General features: G+C 46.2%; 9 protein-coding genes. 2 read left to right on the top strand and 7 right to left on the bottom strand.

The genetic code is table 11. From position 1 onward, the window contains the following. Positions 1–123 precede the first annotated feature (123 nt). From VE954_RS41915 to VE954_RS41885, 7 genes are read right to left on the bottom strand one after another with little or no spacing between them, the layout of a single operon-like run. Positions 124–609: an SMI1/KNR4 family protein gene (locus VE954_RS41915; protein WP_324964507.1), complete on the bottom strand. Its 486-nt coding sequence runs from the start codon at positions 607–609 to the stop codon at positions 124–126. Positions 610–629: 20 nt separating this feature from the next. Further along, the gene (locus tag VE954_RS41910) at positions 630–1100 is read right to left on the bottom strand and encodes an HNH/ENDO VII family nuclease (protein WP_324964505.1); all 471 of its coding nucleotides are present in this window, start codon (positions 1098–1100) and stop codon (positions 630–632) included. A gap of 35 nt (positions 1101–1135) precedes the next feature. After that, on the bottom strand, positions 1136–2971 hold the full coding sequence (locus VE954_RS41905; protein ID WP_324964503.1) for a pre-toxin TG domain-containing protein: 1836 nt from the start codon (positions 2969–2971) through the stop codon (positions 1136–1138). Further along, entirely contained in the window at positions 2968–4353 is a 1386-nt protein-coding gene (locus VE954_RS41900) for a hypothetical protein (protein ID WP_324964501.1), read from the bottom strand. Before VE954_RS41900 ends, VE954_RS41905 begins: the two co-directional genes overlap by 4 nt. A 9-nt stretch (positions 4354–4362) precedes the next feature. Continuing rightward, positions 4363–5244, bottom strand: a complete 882-nt coding sequence (locus VE954_RS41895) for a hypothetical protein (protein ID WP_324964499.1) — start codon at positions 5242–5244, stop codon at positions 4363–4365. Between the two features lie 22 nt (positions 5245–5266). Then, positions 5267–6154: a hypothetical protein gene (locus VE954_RS41890; RefSeq protein WP_324964497.1), complete on the bottom strand. Its 888-nt coding sequence runs from the start codon at positions 6152–6154 to the stop codon at positions 5267–5269. 10 nt (positions 6155–6164) lie between these two features. Then, entirely contained in the window at positions 6165–6824 is a 660-nt protein-coding gene (locus tag VE954_RS41885; protein ID WP_324964496.1) for a hypothetical protein, read from the bottom strand. 493 nt (positions 6825–7317) lie between these two features. Between VE954_RS41885 and VE954_RS41880 the strand changes: the two genes are divergently transcribed. Together VE954_RS41880 and VE954_RS41875 are read left to right on the top strand one after the other, a co-directional pair. After that, on the top strand, positions 7318–8055 hold the full coding sequence (locus VE954_RS41880; RefSeq protein WP_324964494.1) for a hypothetical protein: 738 nt from the start codon (positions 7318–7320) through the stop codon (positions 8053–8055). Next, positions 8052–8501: a hypothetical protein gene (locus VE954_RS41875; RefSeq protein WP_324964492.1), complete on the top strand. Its 450-nt coding sequence runs from the start codon at positions 8052–8054 to the stop codon at positions 8499–8501. The genes VE954_RS41880 and VE954_RS41875 overlap by 4 nt, the downstream gene beginning before the upstream one ends. The last annotated feature ends 858 nt before the right edge of the window (positions 8502–9359 follow it).

Genomic DNA, 9359 nt, shown 5'->3' with positions numbered 1-9359 from the left:
TTTAAGTCTTTTTGATCACCGTAGCTTGGTGTAACGCTCTCAGTACGGCGTTTCCTATTCAAATTGGAACCCTAATCTATTGGCGGACAGAGGCTTCCCCACCGCTTGGCTGCAGCACAATTTTTATTTGGCAAGCGATTTCAACCTCCTTTGCAAGTAAAGGACTAGGTAATCTTTAAAAGAATTCGCCTCGTTAAAGGCTTGGATTTCCCCAATCGGGGGGCTAAAATCGACGATCCTTTGGTTCGCCGGTACCGGAGAACAGTTCATACACGCATAGGCATACGTTTCTCTGCCGTAAAAAGGAATGAGATAATGGGGCAAATTATACTCGCGTCGGAGTTTTGTTGTTTCGCCCAAGATCGAACCATCTCCGGTCGCTTCGAGATCATCCATCCAAATGCCGAAGAAGAAAGTATCAGCAATTCCTAAATATCCATAGCTTTGCAAAAATTCTCGATAATCATCAGGAAATTTGACTCCTAGCTTATCTTCAAACTGCCTAATAATTTCTTCGCTAACGGGATCGCCTAATAGGATCCCTCGTCTTCCGATCGAGTGAGACGCAGCATTGAGCTGATTGATCAAATTAGGAATTGCTGTTTCCAAGTCACACCTTCTTCTTTATTTTACTCTACGAAGTCTTTCGATCTTGAAAGCCACCAATCTTCACGAAAACCGTCAAAATCGTTCGCTAAAGAGCTGTTCTGTCGGAAGCTCTCTTTTATCATTTTGTGGAACTTTTTGAACTGTTTAGTATGGGCAGTCGCTTCCATCTCAATTACAGGCCCGGGCTCGTAAGCGAATACATGGTGCAAGTTAACTTGCCTGCCGTCTGAACCAATAGGTGCATATCCTTCTTTCATCAGATCCAGGTTTGTATAACCCTTTTCATTAACTAGCTTTTTAACCGTAGAATTGACACCATCAGAAACGACCTCTGGCTTTCCTGGATTCAGGCCCTTCATTTTTAACATCGAACGACCGTCATGGGCTACCGTTTCTACATGTCTTCCCTGGGCAACCACCCTTTGAGTTGATCGAAGGCCTTCAGCAGCAATATCAGCAGAAACTCCTGCAGCTTCCGCGTTCTTGCCCATTTCGGTTAGGCTCTGGGTGGCTTTCTCAATTTCTTTCAGCTCTTCCGCTGTTTGGTCAATTTGGCGGCATCTTTAAAGATGACCGTACCAGAAACGAGGACTTTTGCGGATGCTCCGACCGCCCCGGCGATACCAACTGAAACAGCCCCTCCAATGGCCAGCGAACGTTCAATTGTTGTTAATCTGCGCCCGGAGGTCAGGCTGTATCCAGTCCATGCCTCGTAGATATCCTTGCCCCACCCTACAATCGGAGTAGCGCTTAGCGTGGCATCAGCCGTTGCAAGACTCATCTCAAGGGCTATCTGAGCTTTTTCCGGATCCCCATTTTTCCACTCAATGTCAGCAACTTTTAAAAGCTGCTGGGACGCATCCAAAAGAGAATACCGCTTGTCGGTGAACTGGTCAGGATTGGCTGCAATCTGTTTTTTAAGGTGGTCGAGGTAGCGCCGGGCCTCCTCAATTCCTTCGGCGGTTTCGTTGAAAACTGGTTCAGAAGGTTTCTTAACATTGGAGTTTGACGTAATAACCAGCGCATAGTAGTCATCAGCCGATTTGATAACTTTATTCAGCCAATTCTGTAGTCGTCTGACAGTTTCCTGTGATAGCTGGGATATCTTGGTTTGAAGGTCGTCAGGTGATTTCCATTTTTTTTCGCTCACCACTTTTTCGGCAAGGCTTCGCAATGCTTCCGTAAGTTGAGTCTGGCTTAATTTGAGTCCTTTGAGCGATATGTGATCGCCTGAAGGCGTTTGCTGGCCGAACATATTCGTCCAGCCAGATTCCTGATCACAGCCCGGCTTAAACAGGGACTGTTTATCCATCTCAGATCGATATAATTGACAAGCATGGCAAGGCTGACCGTCACTCAAAGGCCCTGCACCCTGACTGCCGCTGCTTCCAGGGCGCCCTCCAGTGCCTTCACCGGGAGTTGTTCCGGATCCGGTAGGTCCACCGCCGAAGTCTATACCCCAGGGATCCGGGACATCGCCAGTTTCCGATGGAACATTCCCTGTGGTTTCATCATCTCCGTCTGATGAATCTTCTGGCAAAGTTGGTCCCTCTCCCTCAGTCGGGTTGGGAGTCTCGGGGCCGTGTTCGGTGGCATCATCCCCTGTACCTCCATCTCCCCCGCCCTCTTCACCATCCGGGCAGCTCCACTCGTAATATGTTTTCCCATCTTTCGTTACCGGAAAGCCAACGCAAATCCCCTCAGGCATATATGAGGCAAGATTAGTCTTATGATATTCAGAGTTTGTCGTAAGCACCAAGCCGATGTTTTCATTTTTTGCAAATCCAAGATGGATACCAACGAGCAGGCGATCGCCATTCTCTGTAACAAGGAAAAGCCCTGCTCCTGATGCCCCAGGATTAAAATCCAGATCATGTCGCCAGATCAAATCTTCGGTCGAGCTTCTTTTCGCATGGCCCTTGCTGAGTTTCCATTTCCTCGTCAATGGATCGAACCAATGAGCTTCCAAATCTGCTGCCAGCGGTGGTTCACCATGAAATATACGAGCTCCCTCGGACGGAGCCACTCCACCGATCATCGTTCCTATAAACAGGTCAGCCTCTTTCTCTCTGACAGATTCCTCGACCAGGCCTGCGCTAGTTACGACGGGGCTGCCGGGCGTGTGGGCCTTTAAGCAATGCAATGCAGTGAAGAATTTGCCGTCCTGTAACTTTACGCCATTACAATAGGCCGTCTTCTCTTCACTTATCTTTTGAATAACTGATACAGAATAGGCTGGGACAAATGGAACCTCTACCGAATCATCAGTACCAATAATACCCTTTAGCCCTGAGTCAGCTCCAGGCGTACAGGATCCAAGCATGGCTATAAAAAATATGATGGACCAAATATTCTTTTTCATTCGGCAGCCTCACAAACTTTCATGGCATTAAGAAAATTGGGTTCAGCAAAAGATTCAAAATCCCTGATATCGTCCTTCACTCTGGACGCGCCCGTAGTGAAAGCCGTCAAAGCCTGCTTGCAGACACTTGTTTTCGCGACGGGGAGCCATGATTGTATTGTCGCTTTTTGATCATTAAATTGCCCTTGCCAGCCTCTTTCTTTAAGCCAATTAATATCGTCGTTGATGAGTTTAAGGCGCTGCTGTTGATTGGCTATCGCCCTGTTAAGAGCTGCGGACGGCGCAGAAGCGTTACTTTTTATAAGGTCGATATGTTCCTGACCCTTTGCGGCCGCAATGCTTAGAAGCCGCAAGGGTTCCCGATATTGATAGTAACGTGTGTGTAAACCTCCCGCCAAGCCGCCAATGGAAGTATTGAACCACCAAATATTGGCTTGAAACAGGTCAGACTCAAGCTTTAGAGCGGTGCCAATTGATTTTTCGAGGTCTTCAAGTTTTACTTTGGAGAATTGAACATAGTTCAATTTTATGGCACTTTCAGTAAATCTATCGAGGGTAATAAGATTATGTTTGACGTTTGATTTGCTAATAACGTCGAGAGCTTTCTTGAAAGCCGAAGATAAATCGGCGTTGTCTTTTGCCCCAAGGTTTATCTGTGGCAGATACCCATTGCAGTAGGAATCAGCCTTCATCGCCAGCAGTCGAAGTTGCCAGTCAACGAGAATTGCATTGGATCTTAGAAATAGATCCTCAAGTTTTTCAATATTCCTAAAGTATGATGTCCACTTGCTTTGGAAACTGCTGATCAAGGTATGGGCCGATTTTACATTGGCTGTAACTGCAGCTTCCGTCGTAACATTTGAGGACAGCTTTGAAAGATCCGAAAGCAATTTATCATATTCCACTTGATAGTTAGTTCGGTCACTTTCTATTTTTGCGATATTGTCATTGATATTCAGATTGCTGAACTTAAAACCAGGTCTGTCAAAATCGAATATCAAAGGCTTGTTTTTGTTTGTATCTGACAGGAAAATCGTGCTGAAAATATTAAAACGTTTTTGTGCAGCCTCAAAATCATAACCGCAGGCAATAATTGCGATTTGATCGCACTGCTGACAGACGTTCTCCAGCTCTTCCTTTTGTTCAGGGGTGTAGCCCGGAGCCGAAGACGATTTTTCCTGCTGAGCCCATGCGCACATTTTTTCGGTCTGTGCGACGGTGCAGTTTCGTTTTTTGAAGCAGTCACGAAGATTTTTCTCTTCCTCTTGTGACAGATCATGGGACTCTGATTTTTCAATTAAACACTGATTTTGCGGTGATGCGTAAGCTTCAAACCTTAAAGCCGCAAGGCTTAATACAGCATAAATTAGGTATGGCCGCATAAGATTTCCTTAATATGAGGGAAAGCCCCCCTGATAAACGGCCCCAGGGGAGCCGTTTATAAAAGGGATTTTTAAGGCTTTGGGAATAATAAAGGCCGACATCTTCCCATCGGATGCAAAAGTGAACCAATGATGGCGAATCTGATAATCAAATGTTTTTTGGGAAAGGCAGTTCGCATCGCTGCATCCAAAAAGCTGGTACCCGCTCGCAGGCTCGATTTTCTCAACTACAAGTTTACCTTTGGCTGGGCTTTCGCCAGAGGCTGTAAGCCCCAAGAAAAAGCGATACTCCTGACCCTCGAAAGGCACAACGACACCATCGCTGGAGTCAAGCTGGACCAGGGCTGATTTGTAGAAATCATCTGCAGGAAGACCATTAATCAAATTCTTGGATTGCGGGGCACCAACCGTAATCTTCAGAAGGGCAGGCAGCTCATTTTTGAGTGTGACCATCTTTGGTGACGATGGAGCGGAGTTCGATTGATCTTCAGAACATCTCATGTCTATGGGATCAGGCTTATATTCCCCATTGCAAAAAGCAACATTGGCAGCCTGACGGTTGATAGTGATTGCCATCAACGCCTTTTGCTCATCGAATCCCATTTCCACCGCTGCTACAAACGATTCCGATCCTGGGGCTGTTTCAAAGCAGTTGAAGGCGGTTATACTTCCGTTTTCAATTCTTTGCTTTCCAAACTCGGAAAGATACTCCTTCAGCCCATCGCACCGTATCTCTGATGAATAGTCCCAGAAACTGGCTTCAGAAAGGCCCTGGATTAGTTGAACAGACTCGGGGTTACTCTCTGGCAGTTGGCGGGCTTCTTTCCTATCATCCTTGTCTTTCCCACAAGCTGGAATAAGTAACGCTGTAACGAGCAAAACTTTTTTCATAAATGATCCCTATATAGGTGTCTTATTCGTCGTCTTCACCAAAGCCAGTCTCAATGCCGACAATTTCATCCGACAAGCCAACTTCGCCCTTCAGCTGCGTCTGTAGATCGCTCAACTTGTCCTTCAAAGCAACCTGTTCCTCGCCAAGCTTTAACTTTCTGGCCTTGGCTTCAATATATGAATCCACAAACCAGCTTTTGGACATGTTGTAGAGCTTGACTGTATTGCAAAATGGGCTGCGATCAACTGGATTTGAGGCGCAGGTTTCAATTCTTCCTTCAAGAGTCTCGGTTGGCGGACAAGTAAACTTGCCAGGAGTAAAGTTTACTCCGAAGGTGTTAAAGTAATTCGTGGTCAGCTCCTGGATGATGCCGCTTAATCCAGGCCGCTTGCCGTAAGTTTCGATAATGCAGTGCATTGTCGGCTCAGAGGCCGCATGTTGACTCATGATACTGCTGTATGAAACCAGGTCCTCGGCATTTATACTCATCAGGTCATTGATCTGCCGAACAAAGCCCTCGTCCAGAAGTCGACCTCTTGTAACCTTGAGTGACAAAGGAACTTCAGAGATCTCAAGTCCAGGAGCCTCAAAATAAGCCTCCAGAATGTTGGAAGGGCAGGTCTCTTTATTAACTTCAGTAGTGATTGTGAATGTCTGACTGCTATTTAGCTGGGGATTTGTGAATGTCTTGCGGGTGGCCTCAAGATCCTTCCCGTCACATCGAAGAATGAGACTGATGGGTTTTGACCAAGCCGTCAAAGCAGCTGTCACTTTTGTTACAGTAAAAGTCTTGATAGCTGTGGCATCATATTGGTGGTAGCCATCCACTTTTTTGGATAGATCGTCTTGCACTGACTCAGCACGGGCTGCTGTTGAAACGATTGCAAGGAAAAGCACAATTTTTTTCATATTTGTCTCCCTACTTCTGCTGAAAAACTATTTCAAGAAGATCCACATCAAGCTTGCAAATATTTGCGGTTTGATACGAAACAGTCAAATCTGCGTTGCATTTGCTTAAGTCAAAATCCTTATAAGGAAGGACGGTCGGCGCACCGAAGTCCTTTTCAAAAGCTCCTTGAAATCTTCCGGACTTCGCGTCAATGGTGAAGTCAATTGTGGTTAGAGTGTTGCCGCAGCTTACATATACGCTGTCCTGTATAGGCAGACCAATGTCGAGCCAGTTATCCATGGACGGACAGGCTTCATAGGCACCGACAAAAGTTGCGGACAAACGGATTTCAGACCCATAGCGGCCGATGGTATTCTTGATTTCTTCGAGTGAGTAAAGTGCAAAAGCGTGATTTGGGGATGTGCTGGGGGTTTTGCCGAAATCTATGTTGAAGCTCGAAGATCCGAGGAACACTCCTTTGTTATAGCATTCCGGGCGGCTTAGATCGTATCGAATCGAATTTCCGTCAATGGAATAACAGTTGTCCTCAATTCTTTTGGTAGCGGGGATCAGGGTTGCAGGATAGCAGTCACGGCCAAAGCAGGCCGTTGGATTTTCCATGATTGTCTGGGCACCAAGCGGAGCTGTAAGGAATGAAATCATACAGAAGAGCAAGGCAGTAAACTTCATTGATCTCTATCTCCTAAAATCGTTTGGAAAACTGAACGGAGAAGTAACCGGTGACGACCAGAATGGTGGGAACGGCATGAGGTATTTGGAAGGCTTTGATTTTCTAAAGAAGGTTCTGCAGGGGTCGCCATCAGCTTTCTTCCTTTACCTACGGAAATAAACCGTTACGGTAAATTCTCTCTACTGAGTGCCCTGCGCTGGCGCAAGACACATGAACTGTGCCATTAAATATTTTTCAAAAATAAAAACGTTTTCAATGAATCATTGATATGCCATTACAGCATGTTTAGCCTTTCCGGTTACTTGAATAAAAGCCACTTAAAATGTCGCTCTCAGAATCAGCGTGCCGTTTTAATTTTCGTGACATACAAATGATGCCATTTTGTCCAAATTACTACCCATACTGGTTTATAAGTTGTTTGACTAATCTCATCTGGAGGCATAATTTCGACCAGCGCATTATAGTGGCCGGAACCGCCTGGAGAGTGTTTTTATGGCTCACCCCATCTGCCCGTTCTTACGAGGAAGATTAAAAGATTATTTGGGTCAAAAGGATCAAAGCATTCGGTGGCTGTCGCGCCAAACAAAAATTGATTATGCCAAGCTCTATCGACTTGAAGCCGATGAGTTGAAAAGTTTTTCATTTTTTGAAACACGACGGCTTCTAAAATTCATTGACCCCGAAAACTACCGTGATTTTTTGTCCGAATTTTATCCAGAAGAAACAAGAGATTTGGCTGCAGACCTTGGGGCTAGTGATGCCGAGCAGGAACAAAAGATTGAAGCAATAGATATCATTCTAAAGTCCACTCATAACTATGAGTTCTATCTTTTCGTGGCAGAAACTCCGGGCGCGAACAGAGGAATGATTGAAAAAAGCTATGGGACTAAAGGTATCGAACTGTTAAATTCCTTCCTTGAGAAGGGCGCCTTGTCAGAAAGACCCAGTGGGACTTTCGAAGGTGTTCTCAAAGGACTTCTAAGCTTGCCAGAAGATCAGGTGAAAGCCATTTGCAAGACGCACGTTGACCTGGTAGACCTGGGTGAGCCAGGTTCGATCGGGGCAAACTATGGGAAAGGTTTAAACCTGGCGGGTCAGCAGAAGGCGTATGCAGTAATTGCCAAAGCCTGGGCGGAAGTCCTGGAGATATTTGAAAACCGTGAATATCATGGGACAGCTATCACCGTCTTTTCGCTCTTTTTCGGATCCTCTGGAGGATTGAAGTCATGAACGTCACATCTAAAAATATCATTGTTACCGCCGCACTCTTTCCGATTTCTATTATTGCAGCCTACGGCGGCGGATCCATGGGCGGAGGCGGACCTCCCGCATTAGACCAGCTTGAGCAAATGCTTATGACAAATTCAGAAGCTGCAACCGCCGGCCTTTTTACAACTGAAGCTGGCAGCATTGGACTTGGTGTCAGAGGGGCTCTTGATAAAAAAATACTTTTATCCAAGGCAAGTGTTGCTCCTCAATCATTGAAAATATCTGAATCTGATTTCAATACTTTGGATAGCAGTAAGTTTGGCAGTTCCATCGACGCTGTGAGTTTTGGCAATGACGCTGTTTCCAATGAAGAAGCAGTACGTTCATACCAGATTAGTGACGGCGACAAGCCTGGAGAATTAATTCTCAATGATCGTCGTGAGATCATGAGAGCAGCGATTCGATAACACTGCTTAAGAAATCACTTATTTCCTAATGTGTGCACGGCTTGGCGGCCAACTTTTTAAAAGTTGGCCTTTCTTACTGCCTCCAGCCATCGCAATCGATCAAAAATCCCAGGCTTTTGCCCCTATGAGCGGCAAGGATTCGGTGCAGAAACCGTTATCTTGCCATCATGAATGGCCAGTCTTCAGCGACCTTTTCGAGGTCGATGATTGTCTGCATTGTCAGGACCCAATTGCTAAAGCGCCACCCGGGGGCCGGCCGAGGCCTCTGCATTCTTCGAAGTTTGGCGTGAAATTCGGATCCGAGCTGAAGGATATCCTCTTTCGCTGTTAAAGCACTTTCAATGCGACGCCCTGCATAGGGGCCTCCCTATTTCAGCTGTAGCTTTACACTATGACTTCTACTCACCTGGCATTTACAGGTTTGCTGCAGTTTGCCATGTCGCAGAACTGGTTTCTCAGCCTATGCGCATTTAGCGTTGAAGCGGCCAGAAGCAGCGCGCGAAGAAGGACGAGTAAAACTGCTTCTATCCATAAGCTCTGGTCTGACGACGTGCCAAGTATCTGCGCAGCTGGAAGCTCACTGATTAGCCTTCTAAGTCTGGAAACCTCGGCCCCGAAGATTTCCATGTTCTTCCAAGCCCGCCCCTTTGTTGCCACATCGAGCGATCGCTCAGCATGCCTTAGCTGATCTTTGATTTCAGCCACTCCAGAAATGGTTGCGTAATACACGGATATCCGACCACCTAATCCACTGAATCCGACCACCAACTCCACGGTGAATGTCAAGAAAGATGTCGCTAAGCCAGAACAGCTTTCCTAAGCTCACTCTCTGGATTGAGATATACCGCAGTATGATAC

Source organism: Oligoflexus sp. (genome assembly GCF_035638955.1).
GTDB lineage: Bacteria > Bdellovibrionota_B > Oligoflexia > Oligoflexales > Oligoflexaceae > Oligoflexus.
Note: the sequence above shows the minus strand (reverse complement) of the source record. Positions and strands in the feature narration are given on the sequence as shown.

Bases quoted from the DNA above. Each gene is read 5' to 3' on its own strand.
- VE954_RS41895 (WP_324964499.1), bottom strand. From the start codon at position 5,244: ATGAAAAAAGTTTTGCTCGTTACAGCGTTACTTATTCCAGCTTGTGGG.
- VE954_RS41890 (WP_324964497.1), bottom strand. From the start codon at position 6,154: ATGAAAAAAATTGTGCTTTTCCTTGCAATCGTTTCAACAGCAGCCCGT.
- VE954_RS41905 (WP_324964503.1), bottom strand. From the start codon at position 2,971: ATGAAAAAGAATATTTGGTCCATCATATTTTTTATAGCCATGCTTGGA.
- VE954_RS41880 (WP_324964494.1), top strand. From the start codon at position 7,318: ATGGCTCACCCCATCTGCCCGTTCTTACGAGGAAGATTAAAAGATTAT.
- VE954_RS41885 (WP_324964496.1), bottom strand. From the start codon at position 6,824: ATGAAGTTTACTGCCTTGCTCTTCTGTATGATTTCATTCCTTACAGCT.
- VE954_RS41910 (WP_324964505.1), bottom strand. From the start codon at position 1,100: ATGGGCAAGAACGCGGAAGCTGCAGGAGTTTCTGCTGATATTGCTGCT.
- VE954_RS41875 (WP_324964492.1), top strand. From the start codon at position 8,052: ATGAACGTCACATCTAAAAATATCATTGTTACCGCCGCACTCTTTCCG.
- VE954_RS41900 (WP_324964501.1), bottom strand. From the start codon at position 4,353: ATGCGGCCATACCTAATTTATGCTGTATTAAGCCTTGCGGCTTTAAGG.